Here is a 24,105-nt window from a genome sequence, read left to right as displayed (position 1 = left end):
TGCAAGTTTCAAATGGTTTATGCAGGTAGATTCCATCTGCGTTTCGATGTTCCGTTGATGGAACTCCACAATCTTTTCCACAGCGGGATCGTATCGATCCTTACGTACTCTTTCGCCGCTTCATCCGGAACCAATATCAACCCCAAACCGTGATGTTCCCCCGTGAATCTCGGTTTTCCCACAAACCGGATCTCCCCCTGCTCGTCAACCACTTCCAGCTTGATAAACGCCGGATTTTGGTTGAGGGCAAAGTGCAGGTCAAACGGGGTGTTGACGGGGACTCCGTTTGCCTTTGTGATCGTCTCTCCGGATCTGAGTTCCATGCCTTCCGCGGGACTGCCGGGAAGCACCGCCAGAATCCGCAACCCTTGCAAAGGTTTCACGAAACGGGGCTGGCGAATTTTCTCCTCAGCCATCTCCCACCTAATGAGGATTTCGTGTGCGATCGGGGCAAACAAAGCGGCTACCCATAAAACGGAAGGGAAAAATCTTCCACCGAGGATCGCCAAGGCAAGCAAAACGGCTGCGTACAACGCCAGGTATTTGGCTGTCCGCACCGCTTTTTCGGCGGGATGGCGGGCCAACGCGATGCCCGAGTAACCCAACACCGCCGGGATCGGGATGATTTGCAACCCTTTGAGTCCCGCAAGCGGCAATACCGTCCACCATTCGGGCAATTCCAAACCTGCGGCGCCGGTCAGAACCACCGCCGCAAGGGGCAACACCCAAAGTTTCTGCAGAATGAAACCGCCGATTAAACGCCCTCGCTTGCTCTGCACAAAAATAGGAGTCACTCCTTCGCCACCCTGCAGCGCCACCAGAAGCGCCTCAATCAGGTGAAGCACCGCAACCAACGCCAATAAATGGGCAATCGACAGCGCCCGCAAATCCGTATATATCACGGCCAACCAAGGCCAGCTTACCGGATATTCGGGCAACTCATTCAGCAAAAGCGCCAACAGCGACAGGATGCCGCCGGCGTAAGCGAAACAGATAAAACGCACGTGAAACAGTGCCAAAACAACCGCAACCACCCACACATACGCGAAATCCGTCGGATTGAGGACGATTCCGATAGCGGCTATCAGCAATGTGGCAGCCATCCCGCCAAGAATCCCGTAACCAAGGGATCGCAAGGTCTGGCTTTCGGCGGACGTAACGCGCACCCCGAACAACCGGCGTTCCAGCGCCACTTGTCTGCGATATTGCAGGTATACCAAGAGAATGGCTACATAAAAGAACGGCGTAAGCAGGATCTCCAGAAAACCGCGACCCAACTCCACGAAAAAAGGTAACGCCTGCAAATGCCAATCCCCCTTTAAACGAAAACCCCCTGAGGATCGAAGCGTCCTCAAGGGAGTATTCGACAGACCTTTGCCGGTTACCTGCTATTTGATCATCGAGCGAAGCACAGAAATTGCTTTTTCCAGTTGCGTATCATTCGATTTTTTCTTCCCATCGATCGCTTGCATCAGCTTGACGGTCGTCTCCCCTTCCACGACGCCCGTCGCCGGCAAGCCGTTCATGCGTTGGAACGTCTTGACGGCTTCCTCCGTTTGGACGCTGAAATATCCGTCTTCCCGGCCGGGAACCAAGCCGATTCCGGTCAGCAGTTGCTGCAGCGTCTTGACTGCCGTGCCGTTCATATCGCGTTTCAACGGAGTCTCAGGATTCAGCGCCGTCAGCTTGAAATAAGCCGGCAGCGAAACCGGATAATCCGGCTCCACCCCTTTTTTGTGAATCCAGTTGCCCTTGGGCGTCAGCCATTTGGCGATTGTGTATTTGAAGTTGGAACCGTCGTCAAAGGATTTGCTTTGCTGAACCGTTCCCTTGCCGAATGTCTTTTCGCCGACAAGCGGATAATTGCCCGATTCTTTCAAGGCTGCGGCAAGAATCTCCGACGCGCTGGCGGAGCCGCCGTCAATCAGGGCGACCACCGGGTATTTGCCCGTTTCCAGCTTGGAACGAAAGATCTCTTTCTGTCCGTTGCGGTATTCGACCTGTAAAATGACGCCCTTGTTTGGGATCAGGAGATTGCAGATATCGTTTACCGCTTCCAGATACCCGCCCGGATTGTTGCGGACGTCGATGATCAACCCTTTCATTCCTTGCGCTTCGAGCTTCTTCAGTTCTTCTTCAAACCGCTTCGCGGTGTTTTCGGAAAACGACGTAATCTGGATCTTGCCGATCCCGTCGCCCAAATACTCCGAGTATACCGATTCCAGCGGAATTTCGTCCCGAATCACCGCCACATGGATCGCGTCGGGCGAACCGGGGCGGGTGATTTCCAACTCCGCTTTTGTTCCTTTCTTGCCGCGGATCAGCAGAACCGCCTGATTGATATCCATTCCGTCCAAGATTTGTCCGTTTACTTTCCGGATCTGATCGCCCGGCCGCAAACCGGCCTTCTCCGCCGGCGATCCTTTATAAGGGGACACGATCGTCACACGGCCGTTTTCCGACTTGATCTCGGCGCCAATCCCTTCAAACGAGGAAGACAGCGACATATGGAACTGATCGGCCGCCTCCTTGTCCATATATGTGGAATAAGGATCATCCAGAGCTTGAATCATTCCTGAAATCGCCCCGTCGATCAACTTTTGCGGGTCGACTTCCCGGTAGTACTTTCCGCGTATCGTTTGATAGGCTTCGTTAAATTTTTGAAAATCGGGCAACTGCTGACCCGAACCTAAGCGGGGCATCTCCTGGCCGGCAATGGATAAGCCGCCGAGTTTCCAATAAAGAAACCCGTAAGTGGAAGCACCCCCTACCGCAAGCGAAAGGGCCAACAGCAACGCGAGGGTGCGTTTGCGCATCTGCATGAATTCACCACCTTCGTCCCGTCTCATAGCGAGTGTATGAGACAAGGCACAAGTCTAGTACTGGGCAATAGGTTTGACGGTGTTCGATTCACCGTTCAGATTTTCAGGAATTTGCGAACCGAGAACGTGGAACCGAACACGCCGATCAAAGCGCCGATCAGGAGCAACGACCCGCCGACTTCCAGAATCAGGGCATTCAACGGAATCAGCGGAATAAACGTGTTGGACAAATTTTTCACCGCATACGCATAGCCGAGGGAAATTAAAACGATTGGAATCAACGCCCCTATCGCCCCCATCAACAGGCCTTCCACAAAAAACGGCCAACGAATGAACCAGTTGGTGGCGCCGACCAGTTTCATGATCTCAATCTCGCGGCGGCGCGAATAGATTGTGATCTTGATCGTATTCGAGATCAGAAATACGGCGGTGAGCGCCAGTCCGAGAATCAAGGCGCCGCCTACCCAGCGGATCACGTCCATCACGCCAAACAGCTTTTCAACCACATCCCGTCCGTCCGAAACCTTTTCGACATAGGGGAACGTCCGGATCTGATCAGCCAGTTGCAACGTCTGGCGCGGGTCTTGCGCTTTTACGATAAATTTGTCGGGAAAGGGGTTTTCCAGCTCCAGTCCGGCGAACAAATCTTTGTGCTCTTTGTACTTTTGCACCATCAATTTGACGGCGTCCTCTTTCGAGACGAATTCCACCGACTTGACACCGTTCAAGGCTTTCAACCGGTTTTCGATCATCGCGATATCGCTGCGGGAAGTATCCCGAATGATGAACACGTCCATTTGCACCTGAGCTTCGACATCTTTGGTAATCGCCTGCAAATTCATCGCCACCGTAAGGAACACACCCAGAATCAGCAGCGAAACCACCACGGAACCGACAGCGGCAAACGTCATCCAGCCGTTGCGCCCGATATTTTTGAGCCCTTCACGGACATGGCGAACCATCGTGCTAATCCTCATATCCGTATACCCCCTGCCGTTCGTCTCGCACGATTTTTCCGCCTTCAATCGCCAAAACGCGGCGCTTCATGGTATTGACGATTTCTTTGTTGTGAGTCGCCATGACAACGGTCGTTCCCTGATCGTTGATTTTGTTGAACAGGTGCATGATCTCCCACGATGTCTCCGGATCGAGATTGCCCGTCGGTTCGTCCGCGATGATCACCGCCGGATTGTTCACCAACGCGCGGGCAATCGCCACCCGCTGCTGCTCTCCCCCGGACAGTTGGTTCGGGAAATGGTTAAGTTTGTCGCCCAGTCCCACCAGCTCCATCACTTCCTGCACCCGCGTTTTGATTTTTTTGCGCGGCGCTTCAATGACTTCCATGGCAAACGCCACATTTTCGGCGGCGGTCAACTGCGGCAGCAGCTTGAAATCCTGGAACACAACGCCGGTTTGCCGCCGCATGTAAGGGATTTTCCGTTCTCTCAGCCGTTCGACGTTAAACCCGTTGACAAAAATCGTTCCTTTTGTAGGCTTCACTTCACGATACATCAATTTGATAAACGTCGATTTGCCGGCTCCGCTGGGGCCCACCACGTAGACAAACTCGCCGCGGTCAATTTTCACGTCAACGCCGCAGAGGGCCGTAACCCCGTTCGGATACGTTTTCCATACGTCATGCATTTCAATCATCGATTTATCCCCATCCTCCGACAATATTCGCTGCTGACGCCTGTGGCCGGCGCCTTTCAAAACCCGCGAATCCCTATGCCGTCCCCTGTCAATCTTCTTCTTTTTTCGACAGTTGTGCCGAAAATCCTGTTTCTTTCAAGAATTATACAGGACTTTGGGCTGTTCTCGGGAAGGTATTGTCTGGAAAAAAATCGCCCGATCTGTGAAAAAAACTTGCAATCTGTTACATTGGTTAGTAGAGGAGTTGATTTTCAATGTATTTGGTGGGATTTTATTCGCCGAAAGAAAAAGCGGGCGTAACGGAAACCGCTTTGCTTGTCGCCGGTTGGCTGAAGCAAAACACCTCTCTTTCGGTCGCCTTCGTTTCCAACGGAAAACTGGAAAAAGAGCCGATCAACGAACAAACGGTTCACCGGTTTGCCGATTTGCCATACGAAGATCAAAAACAAAAAATGAAAGAGCTGAAAAACTCCTTCGACATTGTGATTTACGATGCATCCAGCGGCCTGTCGACGGAAATCCTGAATTTGCTGCCGATTGCCGATCGCCTGTTTATTTTGGGCGAGGACGATTCCCGGTTTGCTTTAACGCTCCAGGAAGTGATCGGTTTTTGTCGGGCATTTGACGGAAAAAGCCGCGATCTCATCAACGAAATACACGAAAACCGGACGTATGTCCTGCAAAACGGCAACCATATGATCGGTTTCACAAAACCGAAGCAGGACATCGAAGATGTCGGAAAAATCATCTACCGCGATTACTCACTTTATTTCCTGCACCAAAACTTCGCCGAAAAATACCGGCATCTCGTCAGCAAACTGAAACAACTCCCGCGGGAAAAACTCGGTATGGGAGCCTATGAGTTCGGGATCGATTTCGAAAAATCGATGCTGTTTCAGAAGTATGTGCTGCTGCGGGAAGTGAGCGGACAGCCCTATGAGGAAGCGCTGGAATCCGTCATTCCGTTGATCATCGCAAACGACTACGAAACCATTCTCGAACGCTTCCAAAACGAAATCTATGTCGCGCAGATCGGATTCGGACAGAGGCGCTGACCTCCTTGCCCAATCACACCCGCGTGCCGTTACCGTTTCAAAGCAGAGTCCTCCCTGCAAAGCAAATATTGCTTTGCAGGGAGGACTCCCTACGTGATTTGCGAAAGTCAGACTTTAAGCGAATTTCTCCGCTTCCAACGCGCTTTCGATCCATTTTCCCAAATCGGAGGCCAGGCGTTTCGCCTTCTCAAGGGCCTGCTTGACCTGTTCGCTGGCGGTGCCGCCGCGAATGTTGCGTGCATCCACCACCGTCCGTATATCCAGCGTGTAATACACGTCGGATTCAAACAGCGGACTGTGCGCTTTGTATTCCTCCATCGTCAGATCAGCCAGGAATTTGCCGTTTGCGACGCAGTACAGCACGAGTTTGCCGATCACTTCGTGCGCTTGCCGGAACGGAAGTCCCTTGCGCACGAGATAGTCGGCCAGGTCGGTGGCATTTGAGAAATCCTCCTTGACGACTTGCGCCAGACGTTCCCTCCGGACTTCCATCGTGCGTATCATACCGGCAAACAGGGTCAACGAGCCTTTCAATGTTTCGACCGTGTCAAACATGCCTTCCTTGTCTTCCTGCAAATCTTTGTTATAGGCAAGCGGCAGGCTCTTCAACACCGTCAACAAGCCGAACAGGTTGCCGTAGACGCGCCCCGATTTTCCGCGGATCAGTTCCGCCACGTCCGGATTTTTCTTCTGCGGCATGATGGAAGATCCCGTACAGTACGCGTCGTCGAGCTCGACGAACCCGAATTCGGTGGAAGACCACAGCACAAGCTCTTCACAAAAACGGGACAGGTGCATCATCAGGATCGAGGCGTCGCTTAGAAACTCCAAAATGAAATCGCGGTCGCTGACCGCATCCATCGAGTTTTCATAGATCCGTGAAAAACCGAGTTCTTTTGCGACCAGTTCGCGGTCAATCGGAAATGTCGTGCCTGCCAGCGCACCTGCGCCAAGCGGCAAGATGTCGATCCGTTTCAGCGCATCCTGCAAGCGTTCCGCATCCCGTGCGAACATCCCGACATAGGCGAGCAGATGGTGCGCAAACAACACCGGCTGCGCCCGTTGCAAATGGGTATAGCCCGGGATCACCACGTCGATATGTTGCTCCGCCGTATCGACCAGCGCCTGCAGTACATCCGCCAGCAGGGCAAGGATTTGTTTCGTTTCCCGGCGCAGGTAGAGATGCATGTCGGTGGCAACCTGATCGTTGCGGGAACGCCCCGTATGCAGTTTGCCGCCGACCGGTCCGATCCGCTCGATCAGATGTTTCTCGATGTTCATGTGAATGTCTTCATTTTCCACCGTGTATGGGAGCTTGCCCGCTTTTACATCTTCCAATATCGAAAGCAATCCTTCGCGGATCTTGTCCGCATCCGCCTGCGGAATAATGCCGCACGCTCCCAACATCTTGACATGAGCAAGCGAGCCGCGGATGTCATCCACGGCCAGCTTCTGATCAAAACCGATCGAAGCGGTAAACTCTTCGACCAGTTTATCCGTTGGTTTTGTAAAACGTCCGCCCCATAGTTTCGACACTTTCGCGACTTCCTTTCTCCCCGTATTGTGCAATGGTTGACCTACTTGTCCGCGTTCCGCTGCACGCCGGACGCCACTTTCAGACGCAGCGCGTGCAAGCGGATAAATCCGGTCGCGTCAGACTGGTTGTACGCCTGCGTCGGGTCGGCTTCCATCGTCGCGATGTTCGGATTGTACAGGCTGACCGGGCTTTTCACGCCGGCGGCAATCACATTCCCCTTGTAAAGCTTCACGCGGACCGTACCGGTGACATTTTTCTGGCTCTCCGTGACCAGCGCCTGCAATGCCAGCCGTTCGGGAGAAAACCAGAAACCGTTGTAGACAAGCGAACTGTAACGGGGGATGAGCGAATCGCGCAATTGCATGACTTCCCTATCCATCGTCAGCGATTCCATCCGGCGGTGGGCGATAAACAAAATGGTGCCCCCCGGCGTTTCATAAACCCCGCGGCTCTTCATGCCGACAAACCGGTTTTCAACCATGTCGACGCGCCCGATCCCGTGCTTGCCGCCCAGTTCGTTCAGCTTCTCCATGACCTGGAGAGGCGTCATGCGCGTCCCGTTCAACCCGACGCAATTTCCCCGTTCAAAGTCCAACTCCAGGTATTCCGGCTGGTCCGGCGCCTCTTCCGGCGATACGCTGAGCACATACATGTCCCTGTTTTCCTCGGCGCTTGCGTCAAACCAGGGGTCTTCGAGCATACCGCTCTCAAAGCTGATGTGCAGCAGATTGCGATCCATGGAATACGGTTTTGCCGCGGTTGCCTGTACCGGAATCCCGTGTTTTTCGGCATACGCGATCATTTCCGCCCTGCCCGGAAACTTTTCGCGGAACTCTTCGATCCGCCACGGCGCAATCACTTCCAGTTCGGGAGCCAGGGCCGCCGCCGCCAGCTCAAACCGCACCTGATCGTTGCCTTTGCCGGTCGCGCCGTGCGCAATCGCAGTTGCCCCTTCGGTCCGGGCAATCTCGACCATCCGTTTGGCAATCAGCGGGCGGGCAATGCTTGTTCCCAGCAGGTATTGCCCTTCATAAAGCGCCCCCGCCTGGAACATCGGATAAATAAAATCCCGCGCGAATTCCTCGCGCAAATCGTCAATGTACACTTTGCTCGCGCCCGTGCGCAACGCCTTTTCCTCAAGCCCTTCCAGTTCCTCCTTTTGTCCGATATCCGCCGTAAATGCGATAATCTCCGCATCGTAAGTCTCTTTCAGCCATTTTAAAATAACGGACGTATCCAATCCGCCGGAATACGCCAGCACAATTTTCTGTTTCGCCATCGGTTCCCTCTCCATTCATTGAACATTTCGCGGGATTCGTTCCGCCCGTCGCCGAGGATTCGTTACATTTTCTATTATTATGGTTTTCATTTAAACGCAAGTCAATCTACGCCATGACAGAGACCAAAATCGCTTTTTGCACATGCAGCCGGTTTTCCGCCTCGTCAAAAACGACAGAGTGCGGACCGTCAATGATGTCTGCGGTGACTTCCTCCCCGCGGTGAGCCGGCAGGCAATGCATAAACAAATAATCGGATTTGGCGTGACTACAAAGCGCTTCATTGACTTGGTAACCGGCAAACTTGGCGATGCGCTCCGCCTGCTCCGCCTCCTGTCCCATGCTCGCCCACACGTCCGTATATACAACATCCGCATGTTTTACCGCTTCGACAGGATCGTGGGTGAACAGCAGTTCCGTTCCGTATTCTCGGGCAAACTGCTTCGCTTGTTCGACCACCGCAGGATCGCATTCGTATCCTTGGGGCGTTGCCACCCGCATGTTCAGACCGAACTTGGGAGCCGCCTGGATCCACGAATTCGCCATATTGTTTCCGTCACCGACATATGCCACCGTAAGCCCTTTTAATTCGCCTTTGTACTCTTTCAAAGTCAGGATGTCAGCCAGCACTTGGCACGGATGATGCAGATCGGTCAGCGCGTTGATCACGGGCACATCCGCGTGTTTCGCCATTTCAACCACATCGCTGTGCCCAAATGTCCGGATCATGATGCCGTCGACATAACGCGACATCACTTTTGCCGTATCGGAAATCGGTTCCCCCCGCCCGATCTGCGTATCGCTTCCGGACAGAAAAAGCGCGTGCCCGCCCAATTGGAACATTCCGACTTCAAAAGACACACGGGTTCTCGTCGACGCTTTTGTAAAGAACATGCCCAGCGTTTTCCCAAACAGCGGTTGATACGCTTCTCCCTTTTTCTGTTTCGCTTTGATCGACTCCGCCAAAGAAAGCAAGTATTCCAGTTCTCCCGGCGTAAAATCTGCAAAATCGATAAAGTCGCGGCCTTTTAACCGATTGATTTGCCAGTCTTTGATCATCGGCATCGAATTGCTCATACCCGTTTCCTCCCCGAAAAAATTGCTCCCACGAAAGCTACGCCAAGTTCCGCTCTATGATTCCGCCCTGGAGTCCGCTTTCGCTTCCCGACTCCGCCGCCTTCGGACCTCACTTCGCCGGGACGATTTCCGGCGCCAGCGGTTTCGGCGACAATTCGGCGCGCTGTTCCAATACCATCAACAAAGCGCCCGCGGTATCAAGGGATGTCAGACAAGGCACGCGTGTTTCCACGCTGTACCGCCTCAGCCGGAATCCCAACCGCTCCGGATCCTGACCCCGCGTCGGGATGTTCAGGACCAGCTGAATCGCCCCCGACTTCAACAGCCGTTCGATTTCACCCTGCTCTTTCTGTACGGGAAGAATCCCCTGCACCCCGTTTTTCAAAAGATATTTTGCCGTCTGCAGTGTTGCATACAGCGTAAACCCCAGTTCTGCAAACCGCTTCAGCACCGGAACCGCCGCCGCTTTTTCCCGTTCCGTTATGGCGCAGAACAAACCGCCCGGTTTTAAACCGATCCCCATTCCGGCAAACGCTCCGGCGGCGGCGGCCGCATAGTCCCGGCCGATGCCAAGCACCTCGCCGGTCGATTTCATCTCCGGCCCGAGATGAATGTCAAACCCTGTAATCTTTGCGAAGGAGAATACCGGCGCTTTCACCACCACATAGGGCTGGTTTGCCGCAAGGCCCGTCCCGTGGCCGCATTCCGTCAACCGGGCTCCCAGTTGCACCCGAACCGACAGGTCAATCAGCGGGATACCCGTTACCTTCGAAATGATCGGTACCGTCCGCGAGGCCCGCGGATTGACTTCCAGCACATACACGCGTCCTTCATAAATCACGAACTGAATGTTGACGAGCCCCACCACCGGAAGCTGACGGGCGATTTTTTTCGTGTAGTCGACGATCGTCGCAATCTCCGCTTCCGTAAGGGTTTGCGGCGGATAGACCGCCATCGAATCGCCCGAGTGAACGCCCGCCCGTTCGATATGTTCAAAAATCCCGGGAATCAGGATGTTCTCCCCATCGCTAACGGCGTCCACTTCCACTTCTTTGCCGGCGAGATACGCATCGATTAGAACCGGATGCTCCGGATTCACGTCAACCGCCAGACGCATGTAGTCGCGCAGTTCCTCCTCGTTGTGCACGACCGCCATCGCCCGGCCGCCGATTACATACGACGGACGCACAATCACCGGGTAGCCGATGTCCGCCGCGACTTTTACCGCGCTTTCCACGTCAAAAGCGGTGCCGCCCTCGCTTTGCGGAATTCCCTGCTCCAGAAGGAAACGGCGAAACTCGTCCCGGTCTTCCGCACGATGAATGGCGGCAAGCGGAGTTCCCGCAATCTTTACGCCGGTTCCGACCAGCGCCCGCTCCAGCTTGGCGGCAAGGTTGATCGCCGTCTGCCCGCCGTATTGCACAAACACCTGATCGACGCCTTCTTTTTCAATCACCGCGAGCACATCTTCCAGAGTCAAAGGTTCGAAATACAACCGGTCCGCCGTATCAAAATCGGTTGAAACCGTTTCCGGGTTGTTGTTGATGATAATGGTCTCGTATCCCTGCCGCTTTAACGCCCAAACCGCGTGCACCGAGCAGTAATCAAACTCAATCCCCTGCCCGATTCGAATCGGACCCGCGCCAAGCACAAGCGCTTTTTTGCGATCGGACGGCGTCACTTCATCCTGGCACCGGTAAGTCGAATAATAGTAAGGGGTTGCCGATTCGAACTCGGCGGCGCACGTATCCACCAGCAGATAAGAAGGCACAATGCCCGCCGCCAGACGCTTCGCGCGGATTTCTTCGCCGCTCGATCCGACGAGGCGCCCGATCCGGTCGTCCGAGAATCCCAGTTTCTTGGCTGCAAGCAGGAGATCCTGCGTCAATCCTTTGGTTCCGCCGGCCGCCAGTTCCTGTTCAAACCGGATCAAATTCGCCATTTTGCCGACAAAAAACCGGTCAATGCCCGACAGGCGGCAAATCCGTTCCTGCGGCCACCCGCGCCTTAGCGCTTCCGCTACGACAAACAGACGACGGTCGTCAGGCTCCTTCGCCAGAATCCTTTCCATCTCCGCTTCCGACAAGGCGTCCATGCCTTTTAACTCAAGGCCGTCAAGACCGATGTCCAACGAACGGAGCGCCTTTTGCAAAGCGGCTTCGAATGACCGTTCCAGCGACATCACTTCCCCCGTCGCTTTCATCTGGGTGCCCAGCGTCCGATCCGCCGTCGGAAACTTGTCGAACGGCCAGCGCGGAATCTTGACGACCACATAATCCAACGCCGGTTCGAACGATGCGTAGGTTTTGCCCGTCACCGGGTTCAGAATCTCGTCCAGCCGTTTGCCGACCGCGATTTTTGCGGCCATTTTCGCAATCGGATAGCCTGTCGCTTTGGATGCGAGAGCCGACGAGCGGGAAACGCGGGGATTCACTTCGATCACGCAGTATTCGCGGCTTGTGGGATGAAGCGCAAACTGCACGTTGCAGCCGCCTTCGATTTTCAACGCCCGGATGATGTCGATCGCCGCAGTCCGCAGCATTTGATATTCCTGATCGGTCAGCGTCTGGGAGGGGGCCACCACAATGCTGTCTCCGGTATGCACGCCGACCGGATCGAGATTTTCCATATTGCAGATCGTGATGCAGGTGTCGGCGGCGTCCCGCATCACTTCGTACTCGATCTCTTTCCATCCTTTGATGCTTCGCTCGACCAGGATCTGGCCGATCGGGCTCTGCTTCAACCCGCGTGTCGCAATCGCCTTAAACTCGTCCATCGTTTCGGCAATCCCGCCGCCCGTGCCGCCAAGCGTGTACGCGGGGCGGATAATCACCGGAAGACCGATTGTTGCCACGAATTCGACGCCTTCTTCCAGCGACTCCACGACGCGGGACTCCGGAACCGGCTGCTTGATGGAAGCCATCAAATCCTTGAACAACTGGCGGTCTTCCGCCTGCTTGATCGATTCCAGCGACGTCCCCAACAGTTTCACGCCGTATTTTTTTAAAATGCCTGCCTCGTCCAGATCGACGGCGAGATTCAAGCCGGTCTGCCCGCCAAGCGTCGCCAGAAGGCCATTCGGGCGCTCTTTTTCAATGATTCGCTCCAGCACTTCAACGTTTAGCGGCTCGATATATACGACATCCGCCACATCGAGATCGGTCATGATCGTGGCGGGATTGGAATTCACCAATATGACGCGGTACCCTTCCTCCCGCAGCGCTTTGCAAGCCTGGGTGCCCGCATAGTCGAATTCGGCGGCCTGCCCGATTACGATCGGTCCGGAGCCGATGACCAGAACCGTTTTCAAACCGGGCATTTTATCCCTCTCGGCCGCCGCAGAAGGCCACGATTCCACCGGGGCGACTGCTATGTTTTTATTCTCCGACAAGTGCAAGGTGATGCTCCTCCCGTTCAGCCATGTGCTGCATAAATGTCTCGAACAATTCTTCCGAATCGCGGGGACCCGGGCACGCTTCCGGATGGAACTGCACGGAGAACGCCGGCAGTCCTTTCACGCGGACTCCCTCAATCGTTCCGTCGTTGACATTGATATGCGTCACTTCCAACACATCCGGCAGTTCCTCTTCAAGCACCGAATACCCGTGGTTCTGGGACGTGATCCGGACGCGGCCGGTGGCCAATTCCCGCACCGGATGGTTGGAACCGCGGTGGCCAAACAGCATTTTGCCGGTCTTGGCTCCGAAAGCGAGAGACAACAACTGGTGCCCGAGGCAGATCCCCATCAACGGGTACGTTTCGGCCAATTTACGGATGACAGGCAATATATCGGCGCAATCGGTCGGATCCCCCGGGCCGTTTGACAGCAAAATCCCGTCGGGGCGCAGACTTTGGATTTCCTCAAAAGACGTTCTAGCCGGCACTACCGTCACTTTGCATCCCCAATTGATCAGGGATCTTATGATATTGGTCTTTGCGCCAAAATCCATCACGACAACGTGATAGGTTCCGGTTTTCGACGCCTGATACGCGGCCGCAGCCGTCACCCGGTCGACATGCCCTTTCATCGTTTCCGGAAAATCGAGTTCGTCCGCCGTTGCCGGTTCATGTTCCGCACAAGGCACAATCCATCCTTTAAGGGCCCCTTTGTCGCGGATCATGCGCACGATCGTTCTTGTATCGACACCTGTCAGTCCGACAATCCCCTGTTCGGTCAGGTAATCGGACAAGGTTTGCGTACTTTGCCAATGATTCGGTTCCTCGCAAGCTTCCGCCGCCACAAAGCCGGACAGCCACGGCTTGCGGGATTCGAAGTCCTCCGGGTTGATCCCGTAGTTGCCGATCAACGGATAGGTCATTACCACGATTTGTCCCGAATAGGAAGGATCGGTCAGGATCTCCTGGTACCCGGTCATCCCGGTATGAAAGACGACTTCCCCGTATCCTCGCGCCAGCCGGCCGATCATCGTACCTTCAAAAATGCTTCCGTTCTCAAGGATCAAGCGGCCTTTCACAGCGCGGTCCCGACGCGTAGCGCCTTTTGCGCAACTGTTTTCCATTGGGTGCGTCATCCCGGTTCCCCCCTCCAAGTTTTGCAAGTTTTTACAGGTATAAATATACACGCACGTCTTCGAATTATTATACGTTTCGATGAATAATTTTGCAACGTTTTTTTCCGGAGGGTGCCGGATGGACGGAATGAACCTTTCCGGAACCTGCCGCATATAGTGCATTATCTGAACAACCGTTCCTTTCCACGCGGAGGTGTATAGACAAGGGAAAGGGGCGTTGATATAGAGGCTCTTCCGTAAAAAAGAGCACCTTGGTTAAAGGCCCTGCGGGCCTTTGCTTTTTTATGCGGGCGGATCACAATAAAAAAAACCCGGTTGCAAGAACCGGATTTTACCAAAACGGCCTGCACCAGGCTGCAATCAAGAAGAAGATGGCAAACGCCACCAGGAAAGCGACCGCCCACCAGGACCAACCACCCCAAAATCCGGTACCGGGCGTAACCCCGACTCCAAAAGGAACCATGACCATACCTCCTCATCTGCATCCATAGAGTCCTGTTGTATTGTACGCACGCCCCGCTCGCCACGCATGGACGTCCGCCCTCGCCAACCAAAAATAGGCCTTAAAACAACAATAGACGGGAAATGTTCCAACGCGTATAATTATACTTAATTTTTGTATATTCATTTGGGAAGTGGATTCCATGCAATTTCGTAAAGCGGTTATGGGGGATACGGAACAGATTTTCCAATTGATTCAGATGAACGCGGACCTCGGGCTGCTGCTGCCGCGCCCGCGCATCTCCATATACGAAAATCTGCAATCCTTCACAGTAATTGAAGAAAACGGACGCATTATCGGCGTGGGAGGACTCCACATTCTGTGGCAAGACCTGTCGGAAATCCGCTCGCTGGCCATTGCGCCGGATAAAAAAGGCATGGGGCTCGGCAAAGAACTTGTGTCGCTGCTCGTCAAAGAGTCCCATCGATTGGGGATCCCCCGCGTGTTGTCCCTCACTTATCAGGTGGAATTCTTCCGCAAATGCGGCTTTGAAGTCGTGCAAAAAGAAACCCTTCCCCACAAAGTGTGGAAGGATTGCATGAACTGCAGCAAGTTCCCGACCTGTGACGAAACCGCGATGCTGCATCAACTGTCGTAATTTGATCGTTACTTGATCGGTTGGTACAATTCTGCGAGCGCTTCCGCAACGATGGCGACGGCCCGGTCGATGTGTTCCCGCGTCACGGTTAAAGGCGGCGTGAAACGAACCGCATTGCCGCCGGCAACCGTAAGCAGCAATCCTTTTTCCAGACAGGACTTGATCACATCGCCCGCCGGCCGGTCGAGCGACAATCCGACCAGCAGTCCCATGCCGCGCACCTCTTGCGCGACCGGATACTTGTCAACCAATTTTTGCAGTTGTTCAACGAGATACGCGCTCATGCGCTTCACATTTTCCATGATTCCGTCCCGCAGCAGGATCTCGATGGTCGCCACGCCCGCGGCCGTTGCCAGCGGATTCCCGCCGAACGTACTCGCGTGCGTGCCCGGCACCATCACGCCGGCCACATGCTGTTTCGCCAATACGGCACCGATCGGCACCCCATTGGCCAAACCTTTGGCCAGTGCGACAATGTCCGGTTCGATTCCAAACTGCTCATACGCGAAAAATGTGCCGGTGCGTCCCACACCGGTCTGCACTTCATCCAAAATCAGAAGAATTCCGTTCTCATCGCAAAGCGTGCGGAGAGCCTGTAGGAACTCTTTGCCGAAAGGCCGCACCCCTCCCTCCCCCTGCACCGGCTCCAGCAAAATCGCACAGGTGTTCCCGGAAAGCAAAGACTTCACCGATTCCAGGTTCCCCGGCTCCGCATAGTGAAAACCGGGAACCAGCGGCCCGAATCCTTCCTGGTATTTCGTCTGGCAAGTGGCGGTCAACGCGCCCATTGTCCGGCCGTGAAAAGAGTGTTGGAATGTGATGATTTCGTGTCTCCCCGCGCCGAATTTTTCATAAGCGTAGCGGCGCGCCATCTTGATCGAGCCTTCGATCGCTTCCGCCCCCGAATTGCAGAAAAACACCTTGTCGCAGCAGGACAATTCCGTCAATTTGTTGGCCAGCTCAATCTGACTGGGAATGTGATAGAGGTTCGAGCAATGCAGCAAGGTGGCCGCCTGCTCCGCAATCACTTTGGCAATCTCCGGATGCGCGTGGCCCAGTCCGGTGACCGCAATCCCCGCCGTAAAATCGAGATATTTTTTTCCTTCCGAATCATACAGCCAGACGCCTTCGCCCCTGACCATCGTTACAGGCCAACGCCCGTAAGTTTGCATCACATGATTCGCACTGTTCGCCCCGTTCACGCGGACTCCCCTCCGATCACCATCGTACCGATCCCTTGATCCGTAAAGACTTCGAGCAGCAAAGCGTGGGGCTCTTCCCCGTTCAAAATGTGAACATGCTTGGCGCCGGCCGCCAACGCTTGCAGACACGCTTCCACTTTCGGCACCATTCCGCCGGTAATCTGCCCTTCCCCGATTAATTGATGAATCTCGGCAGGCGTGACCTGGTTGAGAATTTGTTTGCCCGTCGGCGTATCGCGCATAATGCCCGGAACATCGGTCAACAAAACGAGTTTTTCCGCATGCAGGGCACCCGCGATCGCGCCTGCGACCGAATCGGCGTTCACGTTGTAGCGTACTCCGTTTTCGTCCACTCCAATCGGCGCGACAATCGGTACGACTCCGGCATCCAGCAACTGTTCGATCAGAGCGCCGTTGACGCTGACGACCTCCCCGACAAGCCCCAGTTCTTTGCGCTTTTGTTTCACTTTCAAAAGCCCGCCGTCAACACCGGTCAACCCGACCGCCGCGACCCCGTTTTTGTAAAAAGTCGCCGCAATCCGCTTGTTGACGCTGCCGCTCAGCACCATCTCAACAACGTTCATCGTCTCCTCATCCGTCACGCGGAGTCCGTCAACAAAGCGGGATTCGATCTGCAGACGGCTGAGCATTCCAGATATTTCCTTGCCGCCGCCGTGCACCACAACCGGGCGGATTCCCGCTTGTTTTAACCAAATGATGTCGAGAATCACCTGTTCAAACGGGCCGCCCATCGCAGAACCGCCGTATTTGATCACCATCGTTTTGCCAGCGAACCGCTGGATATAGGGCAAGGCTTCGATCAAAACCGACGCCTTCGCTGTCCACTCTGTCGTCATGCCGTTTCCTCCCGCTCTTGTCCTCTTCCGGCCTGCCGCTCCCTGTTACAGGTTGACAGTTGGAAAATTTATGTTGACTCCTGCCGAAGTTCCTGCGTTTCCCGTTTGTATAGGCATCCTGCAGTCATGTCCGGTAACTGCCGTTGATCTTTACATATTCATAGGTAAGATCGCATCCGAAGGCGGTCGCCTGCGCGTCGCCGACGTTCAAATTCACTTTGAAAACTACCGGGTCTTTTTCCAACTCGTGTGTTGCCGCCGTTTCGTCAAACGGCAGGCCGAGCCCGTTTGACGCAACCTGGACTTCTCCGATCCAGATATCCACACGGTTCGGATCCAGAAAGGCGCCGGAGCGTCCAACCGCCGCCATCAACCGTCCCCAGTTGGCGTCGGCGCCGAAAACCGCCGTTTTGACCAGACTGGAACCGACGATCGTCTTGGCAGCTTTTTCCGCGTCTTCTTCCGTCCGGGCGCCTGTGACCTCAACCTCAATCAGCCGTGTCGCACCTTCCCCGTCCCGAGCAATCGCTTTTGCCAAATACAGCGCCACATATTCCAGCGCCTCGACAAAAACCGGCCATTCTTCGTGTGCGGGAGCCAGTCTGTCGTTGCCCGTCATCCCGTTTGCGAGCGCCAACACCATATCGTTCGTGCTGGTATCTCCGTCCACCGTGATCCGGTTAAACGTCCGGCTTGTCACCCGCCGCAGCGCGTACTGCAGCGCCGGTCCGTCAACCGCCGCGTCCGTTGTAATGAAACCGAGCATCGTCGCCATATTCGGATGGATCATGCCCGACCCTTTCGCGGCTCCGCCGACGGTCACCAAATGACCGCCGATTTCCAGTTCGACGGCAATCTCTTTTTTTACCAAATCGGTCGTCATGATCGCTTCCGCAAAATCCGCGCCACCCTCTACGCTTACACTGCCACTGGCTTCCGCAATGCCTGCCGCGATGCGATCCATCGGCATCAACACGCCGATGACGCCGGTCGAAGCGACGCCGACGAGGTCTTGCTCAATTCCGAGCGCTTCCGCCGTTAACTTCCGCATCTCCTTCGCATCCTGCAGGCCTTGCTCGCCCGTGCACGCGTTGGCGTTCCCGGAGTTTACGACGACGGCTTGCAGCAAGCCCGTTTTTGCCAAAGTTTCTTTTGTCACCAGGACCGGTGCCGCCTGCACCGCACTCGTCGTATAGACGCCCGCCGCAGCAGCGGGAACTTCCGATACCAGAACGGCCACGTCTTTTTTCTCTTTCCGGCCGTTCTTTACGCCGGCGGAAACGCCCGCCGCCCTGTATCCCTTTGGCGACGTGACGCCGCCTTGTGCGAGGACCCGAATTTTGTGTTTCATCTTCTGCATACTATCTCCTTTCGTCGACCCGGGCATCACTCATCCACACATGCACAACGCAACCGCTAATCGCTTACATTGTATCCTTCCGCTACAGCCGCTCTCCCGCTGTCGCTTCACGGATACAAAGGCGCTACAGCCAGGCCGGCTGTCTCCTCCAGGCCGCTCATGATGTTTAGGTTCTGTATCGCCTGGCCGGAAGCCCCCTTGACCAAGTTATCGATCGCCGCCAGCACCGTCAGCCGCCCGGTCCGCCCGTCAAGCGACAATCCAATGTCGCAAAAATTCGATCCGCTTACTTCCTTGGTTTGCGGATAATTCCCTTCCGGCCGAATCCGGACAAACGGCTTGCCTGCATAGGTTTCACGATACAAGTCCAAAAGCCGGGATTGGCTCCAGCCTTCGGTAACCTTTGCGTAACAGGTCGCAAGAATTCCCCTTGTCATTGGCACCAAATGGGGAGTGAACGTCATCACCACATTTTTTCCCGCCACCCGGGACAACTGCCGTTCGATTTCCGGCGTGTGCTGGTGCTCATTGACCCGATACGCCTTGAAGTTTTCATTCACTTCGGCAAAAAGGGAACCCACCGACGCCGACCGGCCTGCCCCCGATACGCCGGACTTTGCGTCGACGACGATCGAATCCAACTCGATTGCGCCTGCTTTTGCCAACGGCAGCAGGGCAAGCAGCGTAGCGGTCGGATAACAGCCCGGATTGGCGATCAGTTGAGCGTGTTGAATTTCTTCCCGCCACCATTCGGAAAGTCCGTAGACCGCTTGTCTTTGCAGTTTTTCCGGCACCGGCGTCTTCTTGTACCACGTCTCGTACAGATCTGCGGGCAGCCGCAAGTCTCCGCCAAGATCGATCACACGCAAGCCATTTTTCAACAGATCCGGCACAATCCCGGCTGCGTGTCCGCTCGGAAGTGCGATAAACACCACATCCGCCCGCTCCGCTATCACGTCCGGGTCAGCCGCTTCCACCGTCTTGTCGTACATCCCCTGCAAATGAGGGTAGATCTCCCGAATCTGTTTGCCGACTGACGAGTCGCCTGTCATGCACGTCACTTCAACGTGCGGATGGCGGTGCAACAGCCTGAGCAGTTCGATGCCCGTATATCCTGATGCTCCCACAACTGCGGCACGAATCATTTTCTTCCCCCCCCCGACTCCCGGCAAAAGTGTCGTGTATAAACGATATAATGAATTATTATACGTGTCTATGTATAATATTTCAACAACAATTACGGACAATTACGGACATAAAGAAACCGCCCGCTTTATCCGCAGCAACGGATAAAACAAGCGGCGCCCGAACGTTTTTATTTTTTGGAGGCCAGCCACGACGCAAGCGAGTTAATTTCTTCGCTCGTCAAGACTTTCTCGTAAGCGGGCATTCCTGTCGTTCCACCCTGTTTAATTTTTGTTTGGATCTGCTCTTGCGACAGCCTGGACCCGACTTTGGTCAAATTGGGACCCATACCGCCTTCCAGCGAGTTTCCGTGACAAGCGGCACAATTTTTGCTGTATGCGGCAGGCGGCTTGTCAGACGGGGCCGGTTGGGCTGCGCCTTGATCCCCCGCGCCCTTCTGCCCGGAAGCGCAACCGGTGGCACTTAACACAACCCCCAGTGCAACAGCCATTAAAAGAGATTTTGCTTTGCTCATCTCATACCCTCCTGATGTGGTTTGTAAAGTTTCGGCATATCCTTTTGCCACCATCCGTATTGATTTTGATGTCTTGTCTATTTTACTCTACTCCAAACCAATCTTATTCGGTAATAGCTCGATCGGGCTATTTTGGGATTCAAGTTTTGTCGATTTGGTGTCAATTCGGTTCTGTGTTCAATGATGGGAACTTTTGCACTTGCCAGTAAAAATGCAAAAACCCCCGATCGAAATCGAGGGCCCTGCTTATATCTTACTTTACGACGATTTTACTCTTCATGCCTTCATGTTTGTCGGTCGGACCGCATACCATGTTGCAGAACACTTCATATTCGCCCGGTTTGTCGGGTGTCCATTCCACCACTTTGTCGGAACCGGTTACAGGATCTGTCTTGACGCTGGTGTCTTTAATCGTATAGCCGTGGACGCCTTCTTTACTGGAGAAGACCAGTTTCACCTTGTCGCCGGCTTTGATTTCGGGTTGTGTTACGTCAATTTTCCAATTGGAGCCTACAACCTTCACTTCTTTTGCGCTGCCGGAGGCGGCGGAGTTCGAAGACGAAGATTGTCCAGAAGAAGATTGGCTGTTGTTGGACGGCGCAGGAGCGCTGGAAGAAGGCTTTCCCCCGCCGCAGCCGGCCAGAATGCCGAGGGATACAACAGCGATCCCCGTTAATGTTGCCATTTTTTTCATTACTGTCATCCTCCTTTACCTAACTTTCATCTTACCACCATTCCAAAAAGGAGAGATTGACAGATTTGTGAACACAGACATTTTTATTTGTCATTTCTTAAGCACTCTGTCAACGGCAGCAAGTACGTTGGCAACCGTGAATCCGTATTCCTCGATCACTTTGTCGCCGGGAGCGGAAGCGCCAAACCGGTCGATGCCGATTACCGCGCCTTGTTCTCCCACATACCGCTCCCATCCCAGCGGATGAGCCATCTCAATCGCCACGCGTGCTTTTACGTTCGGCGGCAGCACCTGATCTTTGTATGCCTGCGGCTGTTTTTCAAACAGCTCCCAGCTTGGCATGCTGACAACCCGTGCGGAGACTCCTTTTTCGGACAGTTTTTTTTGGGCTTTCAAGGCGAGATTGACTTCGGACCCGGTGGCGATTAGGATCACTTGCGGTTGGGCCGCGGCATCCGAAATCACGTAAGCGCCGCGAGCGACATTTTCAATCACATTCTCGACCGTTCCCTCCAACACGGGCAACCCTTGGCGAGACAGCACGATAGACACCGGACCTTCGCTTTCCGCCAGCGCGTAACGATATGCCGCAACCGTTTCGTTCGCATCCGCCGGCCGGAAAACGATCATATCCGGAATCACGCGCAAAGCGGGCAGGTGTTCGATCGGTTGGTGGGTCGGCCCGTCTTCCCCGACCGCAATACTGTCGTGTGTCAACACATAGATCACGGGTTGCTTCATCAAAGCGGACAATCTCATTGCCGGACGCAGGTAATCGGAGAATACGAAGAACGTTCCTCCGTATACCCGAACTCCCCCGTGCAGCATCATGCCGTTGAGAATGGCGCCCATGGCGTGTTCGCGAACGCCAAACCAAATATTGCGGCCGCTGTAATCCGACGCGGCAAAATTCCCTTCCGCTTTCAGCAGGGTTTTGTTCGAGGACGCCAAATCCGCCGATCCTCCAAGGAAGAAAGGAACTTCTTTCGCGATTGCGTTTAATACTTTCCCCGAAGCGTCACGGGTCGCCACCTTGCCGTTGTCAGGCGTAAATTTCGGCAAATTCGAGTCCCAACCCGCCGGAAGTTCGTTCCGGATCGCGCTTTCAAGCTGTTTTGCCAAATCGGGAAACTCTTTGTTATAACGGACCAAGCGATCCTGCCATTCCGCCTCCGCCTTTTGGCCGGCTTCTTTTACTTTCGCAAAGTGTTCCCGCACTTCATCTGGAACATAAAACGGTTCGTGCGGCCAATCGTAGGATTGCTTCGTCAGTTTCGTTTCCTCTTGACCGAGAGGCGCACCATGTACGGAGGATGTGCCGGCTCTGTTCGGACTGCCGAACCCGATGGTCGTGCGAACTTCGATCAACGTCGGCCGCTCGGTGTCTTGCTGCGCTTTGGCGATCGCCTGTTCAATTTCCTGCAAATCGTTGCCGTTTTCGACTCTCAGCACCTGCCAGCCGTACGCTTCAAAACGTTTGCCGACATTTTCAGTGAAAGACAGGTTCAATTCGCCGTCGAGCGATATGTCGTTTGAATCGTACAAGACGATCAAACGGCCAAGTTTCAAATGGCCCGCCAAGGAAGCGGCTTCCGCAGAAACCCCCTCCATCAAGTCGCCGTCGCCGCAAATGGTGTATGTAAAATGATCGATCAATTGATGTCCGTCCCGATTGTAGACAGCCGCCAGATGACGTTCCGCCATCGCCATTCCGACCGCCATTGCAATGCCTTGCCCCAGCGGCCCGGTGGTCGCTTCCACTCCCGGCGTGTGACCGTATTCGGGATGTCCCGGCGTACGGCTTCCCCATTGGCGGAAATTCTTCAAATCCTCCATGGATACGCCGTATCCGCACAGATGGAGTAAGCTGTACAGCAACATGGAACCGTGACCGGCGGAAAGTATAAAGCGGTCGCGGTTAAACCAGGACGGATTTGCAGGGTTGTGTCGCATAAAACGGGTCCACAGCACGTACGCCATAGGCGCTGCACCCATGGGCATACCGGGGTGTCCAGAGTTCGCTTTTTCTATCGCATCAATAGAAAGGGTCCGAATGGTATTAATTGCAAGTTGATTTACAGTTTGATTGACAGTCATTCGTTTTTCTCCTTCCGTCATAATCTTTGGAGTTCACGGCAGCATCGTTGCTTCGTATGTAAGTTTTCTAAACGGTTGGAAGCCGGAATCCTTCTCCCAACACTTCATGCGCGTCTGATACAATCACAAACGCGTGATGATCAATGGAGCGAACCAATTCTTTTAAGTTGGAAACTTCCGACTGATCGACCACACAGAGAAGAATTCTCCGCTCTTCCCCGGTATAACCGCCGACAGCCTCCAACTGGGTCACTCCGCGATCCAGCGTATGCAAGATTTCCCTTTTAATTTGGTCATTTCGGGACGAGATAATATACGCAACTTTGGAACGCGCCAACCCTTCCTGCACAAAATCGATCGTTTTGCCCGTGACAAACAGGCTGACTAACGCATACAAAATGCGTTCCACATTAAAAATAACAGCCGCCGATGCAATAATAATGCCGTCAATCAGCAACAGCAAAACACCGGGAGAGAGGCCGGTCATTTTTTGAACCAACCGGGCCAGCAAATCGGTTCCGCCTGTCGTGGCCCGACCCCTAAATACGATCCCAAGCCCGGCGCCAAGCAACACTCCCCCGTAGATGCAGGCTAACAAAGGCTCGTTCGTTAGCGGAGTCTGCCGCAGAGGAGTTGTCAATTGAATCCAACCCGCCAACACTGTAAATCCGTATAAGGTTTTAAAGCCGAATGCGCGTCCTCCTAATATTTTCCATCCAACAAGAAACAAAGGAACGTTCAAAACAAGGGTGGTCACCGAGATAGGGATGCCGGACACGTACTCCAACAGAATTCCGATCCCGGTCAAACCGCCGGTCACGATTTGATCGGGAACAAACACCCAGTTGACCGCAACCGCCGTGAGGAAAGCGCCGATTGTAACAAGAATGACGTCGCGTAACCAAGAAGCGGATGGCGGAACGCGGGTACGGTTACGTTTCACGAAAAATCCCCCAGTTTTGAAGACATCATGTCTGTGTCGTCTATACGAGTCGTTGATCCAATCTGGCAGTTTTTTCTCATGGAAGTATACCATTCCTCGTCTCCAAAGGGAAGCATCGGTTGGCACCGTGTTGGCACCGTGATGTCAGGCGATTATTCCGCGATTCTGGCTCCCGTTTATCCCGCCGATACAAGGCTGTTCCGAACTTCTTGTTTCCCATCCCCTTTGCTAAAAACAAC

General features: G+C 54.4%; 20 protein-coding genes. 2 read left to right on the top strand and 18 right to left on the bottom strand.

Features of this window, described 5'->3' with window-relative positions:
- Window positions 1-17: 17 nt before the first annotated feature.
- The 4 genes from AC4ED1_RS10060 to ftsE all read right to left on the bottom strand — a co-directional run bounded on the left by AC4ED1_RS10060 (window position 18) and on the right by ftsE (window position 4,475).
- Window positions 18-1,304 (bottom strand): hypothetical protein, encoded by a 1,287-nt coding sequence (locus AC4ED1_RS10060; protein WP_490938178.1) that lies wholly within the window; start codon window positions 1,302-1,304, stop codon window positions 18-20.
- Window positions 1,305-1,388: 84 nt separating this feature from the next.
- Window positions 1,389-2,816: a S41 family peptidase gene (locus tag AC4ED1_RS10055; protein ID WP_490938374.1), complete on the bottom strand. Its 1,428-nt coding sequence runs from the start codon at window positions 2,814-2,816 to the stop codon at window positions 1,389-1,391.
- Between the two features lie 101 nt (window positions 2,817-2,917).
- Window positions 2,918-3,799, bottom strand: coding sequence for a permease-like cell division protein FtsX (ftsX, locus tag AC4ED1_RS10050; protein ID WP_490938176.1), 882 nt, complete (start codon window positions 3,797-3,799; stop codon window positions 2,918-2,920).
- Window positions 3,789-4,475, bottom strand: coding sequence for a cell division ATP-binding protein FtsE (ftsE, locus tag AC4ED1_RS10045; protein WP_490938174.1), 687 nt, complete (start codon window positions 4,473-4,475; stop codon window positions 3,789-3,791). Before ftsE ends, ftsX begins: the two co-directional genes overlap by 11 nt.
- Before the next feature lie 254 nt (window positions 4,476-4,729).
- On the opposite strand from ftsE, the gene AC4ED1_RS10040 reads away from it, so the two are divergent.
- Complete coding sequence (locus AC4ED1_RS10040) at window positions 4,730-5,530, top strand: hypothetical protein (protein WP_490938172.1); 801 nt, start codon at window positions 4,730-4,732, stop codon at window positions 5,528-5,530.
- 114 nt (window positions 5,531-5,644) lie between these two features.
- On the opposite strand, the gene argH is transcribed toward AC4ED1_RS10040, so the two are convergent.
- The 6 genes from argH to AC4ED1_RS10010 form a co-directional block, all read right to left on the bottom strand.
- On the bottom strand, window positions 5,645-7,066 hold the full coding sequence (gene argH / locus AC4ED1_RS10035; protein ID WP_490938170.1) for an argininosuccinate lyase: 1,422 nt from the start codon (window positions 7,064-7,066) through the stop codon (window positions 5,645-5,647).
- 41 nt (window positions 7,067-7,107) lie between these two features.
- Window positions 7,108-8,346 (bottom strand): argininosuccinate synthase, encoded by a 1,239-nt coding sequence (locus AC4ED1_RS10030; RefSeq protein ID WP_490938168.1) that lies wholly within the window; start codon window positions 8,344-8,346, stop codon window positions 7,108-7,110.
- 106 nt (window positions 8,347-8,452) lie between these two features.
- On the bottom strand, window positions 8,453-9,421 hold the full coding sequence (gene argF, locus AC4ED1_RS10025) for an ornithine carbamoyltransferase (RefSeq protein ID WP_490938167.1): 969 nt from the start codon (window positions 9,419-9,421) through the stop codon (window positions 8,453-8,455).
- A 109-nt stretch (window positions 9,422-9,530) separates the two neighbouring features.
- Window positions 9,531-12,740 carry a carbamoyl-phosphate synthase (glutamine-hydrolyzing) large subunit gene (carB, locus tag AC4ED1_RS10020; protein WP_490938372.1) on the bottom strand — a complete coding sequence of 1,070 codons (3,210 nt, stop codon included), beginning with the start codon at window positions 12,738-12,740 and terminating at the stop codon, window positions 9,531-9,533.
- A 58-nt stretch (window positions 12,741-12,798) separates the two neighbouring features.
- Window positions 12,799-13,896, bottom strand: coding sequence for a carbamoyl phosphate synthase small subunit (locus AC4ED1_RS10015; RefSeq protein WP_490938370.1), 1,098 nt, complete (start codon window positions 13,894-13,896; stop codon window positions 12,799-12,801).
- Window positions 13,897-14,284: 388 nt separating this feature from the next.
- Window positions 14,285-14,416, bottom strand: coding sequence for a hypothetical protein (locus AC4ED1_RS10010; RefSeq protein WP_490938165.1), 132 nt, complete (start codon window positions 14,414-14,416; stop codon window positions 14,285-14,287).
- 181 nt (window positions 14,417-14,597) lie between these two features.
- On the opposite strand from AC4ED1_RS10010, the gene AC4ED1_RS10005 reads away from it, so the two are divergent.
- Window positions 14,598-15,053 (top strand): N-acetyltransferase, encoded by a 456-nt coding sequence (locus AC4ED1_RS10005; RefSeq protein WP_490938163.1) that lies wholly within the window; start codon window positions 14,598-14,600, stop codon window positions 15,051-15,053.
- 8 nt (window positions 15,054-15,061) lie between these two features.
- Here the strand turns inward: AC4ED1_RS10005 and AC4ED1_RS10000 are convergent, their stop codons facing one another.
- From AC4ED1_RS10000 to AC4ED1_RS09965, 8 genes are all read right to left on the bottom strand, one after another.
- Window positions 15,062-16,255 (bottom strand): aspartate aminotransferase family protein, encoded by a 1,194-nt coding sequence (locus tag AC4ED1_RS10000; RefSeq protein WP_490938161.1) that lies wholly within the window; start codon window positions 16,253-16,255, stop codon window positions 15,062-15,064.
- Window positions 16,252-17,112, bottom strand: a complete 861-nt coding sequence (gene argB, locus AC4ED1_RS09995) for an acetylglutamate kinase (protein WP_490938159.1) — start codon at window positions 17,110-17,112, stop codon at window positions 16,252-16,254. The genes AC4ED1_RS10000 and argB overlap by 4 nt, the downstream gene beginning before the upstream one ends.
- 124 nt (window positions 17,113-17,236) lie before the next feature.
- The gene (argJ, locus tag AC4ED1_RS09990) at window positions 17,237-18,472 is read right to left on the bottom strand and encodes a bifunctional glutamate N-acetyltransferase/amino-acid acetyltransferase ArgJ (protein ID WP_490938157.1); all 1,236 of its coding nucleotides are present in this window, start codon (window positions 18,470-18,472) and stop codon (window positions 17,237-17,239) included.
- Window positions 18,473-18,579: 107 nt separating this feature from the next.
- Window positions 18,580-19,617, bottom strand: a complete 1,038-nt coding sequence (gene argC / locus AC4ED1_RS09985; RefSeq protein WP_490938155.1) for an N-acetyl-gamma-glutamyl-phosphate reductase — start codon at window positions 19,615-19,617, stop codon at window positions 18,580-18,582.
- 170 nt (window positions 19,618-19,787) lie between these two features.
- Window positions 19,788-20,132, bottom strand: a complete 345-nt coding sequence (locus AC4ED1_RS09980) for a c-type cytochrome (RefSeq protein WP_490938153.1) — start codon at window positions 20,130-20,132, stop codon at window positions 19,788-19,790.
- Between the two features lie 253 nt (window positions 20,133-20,385).
- Complete coding sequence (locus AC4ED1_RS09975) at window positions 20,386-20,826, bottom strand: cupredoxin domain-containing protein (RefSeq protein ID WP_490938151.1); 441 nt, start codon at window positions 20,824-20,826, stop codon at window positions 20,386-20,388.
- A gap of 90 nt (window positions 20,827-20,916) precedes the next feature.
- Window positions 20,917-22,923, bottom strand: coding sequence for a transketolase (tkt, locus tag AC4ED1_RS09970; RefSeq protein ID WP_490938149.1), 2,007 nt, complete (start codon window positions 22,921-22,923; stop codon window positions 20,917-20,919).
- 67 nt (window positions 22,924-22,990) lie between these two features.
- Complete coding sequence (locus AC4ED1_RS09965) at window positions 22,991-23,866, bottom strand: YitT family protein (RefSeq protein WP_490938147.1); 876 nt, start codon at window positions 23,864-23,866, stop codon at window positions 22,991-22,993.
- Between the last annotated feature and the right edge of the window lie 239 nt (window positions 23,867-24,105).

The sequence above is a fragment of the Effusibacillus sp. SKA8 genome (genome assembly GCF_058273125.1).
This window is presented reverse-complemented; position numbering and strand designations above follow the sequence as displayed.

Excerpts from the sequence above, each read along its gene's own strand:
- AC4ED1_RS10055 (WP_490938374.1), bottom strand. The coding sequence starts at position 2,816 with ATGCGCAAACGCACCCTCGCGTTGCTGTTGGCCCTTTCGCTTGCGGTA.
- ftsX (WP_490938176.1), bottom strand. The coding sequence starts at position 3,799 with ATGAGGATTAGCACGATGGTTCGCCATGTCCGTGAAGGGCTCAAAAAT.
- ftsE (WP_490938174.1), bottom strand. The coding sequence starts at position 4,475 with ATGATTGAAATGCATGACGTATGGAAAACGTATCCGAACGGGGTTACG.
- AC4ED1_RS10040 (WP_490938172.1), top strand. The coding sequence starts at position 4,730 with ATGTATTTGGTGGGATTTTATTCGCCGAAAGAAAAAGCGGGCGTAACG.
- AC4ED1_RS10030 (WP_490938168.1), bottom strand. The coding sequence starts at position 8,346 with ATGGCGAAACAGAAAATTGTGCTGGCGTATTCCGGCGGATTGGATACG.
- argF (WP_490938167.1), bottom strand. The coding sequence starts at position 9,421 with ATGAGCAATTCGATGCCGATGATCAAAGACTGGCAAATCAATCGGTTA.
- carB (WP_490938372.1), bottom strand. The coding sequence starts at position 12,740 with ATGCCCGGTTTGAAAACGGTTCTGGTCATCGGCTCCGGACCGATCGTA.
- AC4ED1_RS10010 (WP_490938165.1), bottom strand. The coding sequence starts at position 14,416 with ATGGTTCCTTTTGGAGTCGGGGTTACGCCCGGTACCGGATTTTGGGGT.
- AC4ED1_RS10005 (WP_490938163.1), top strand. The coding sequence starts at position 14,598 with ATGCAATTTCGTAAAGCGGTTATGGGGGATACGGAACAGATTTTCCAA.
- argB (WP_490938159.1), bottom strand. The coding sequence starts at position 17,112 with ATGACGACAGAGTGGACAGCGAAGGCGTCGGTTTTGATCGAAGCCTTG.
- argJ (WP_490938157.1), bottom strand. The coding sequence starts at position 18,472 with ATGCAGAAGATGAAACACAAAATTCGGGTCCTCGCACAAGGCGGCGTC.
- argC (WP_490938155.1), bottom strand. The coding sequence starts at position 19,617 with ATGATTCGTGCCGCAGTTGTGGGAGCATCAGGATATACGGGCATCGAA.
- AC4ED1_RS09980 (WP_490938153.1), bottom strand. The coding sequence starts at position 20,132 with ATGAGCAAAGCAAAATCTCTTTTAATGGCTGTTGCACTGGGGGTTGTG.
- AC4ED1_RS09975 (WP_490938151.1), bottom strand. The coding sequence starts at position 20,826 with ATGAAAAAAATGGCAACATTAACGGGGATCGCTGTTGTATCCCTCGGC.
- tkt (WP_490938149.1), bottom strand. The coding sequence starts at position 22,923 with ATGACTGTCAATCAAACTGTAAATCAACTTGCAATTAATACCATTCGG.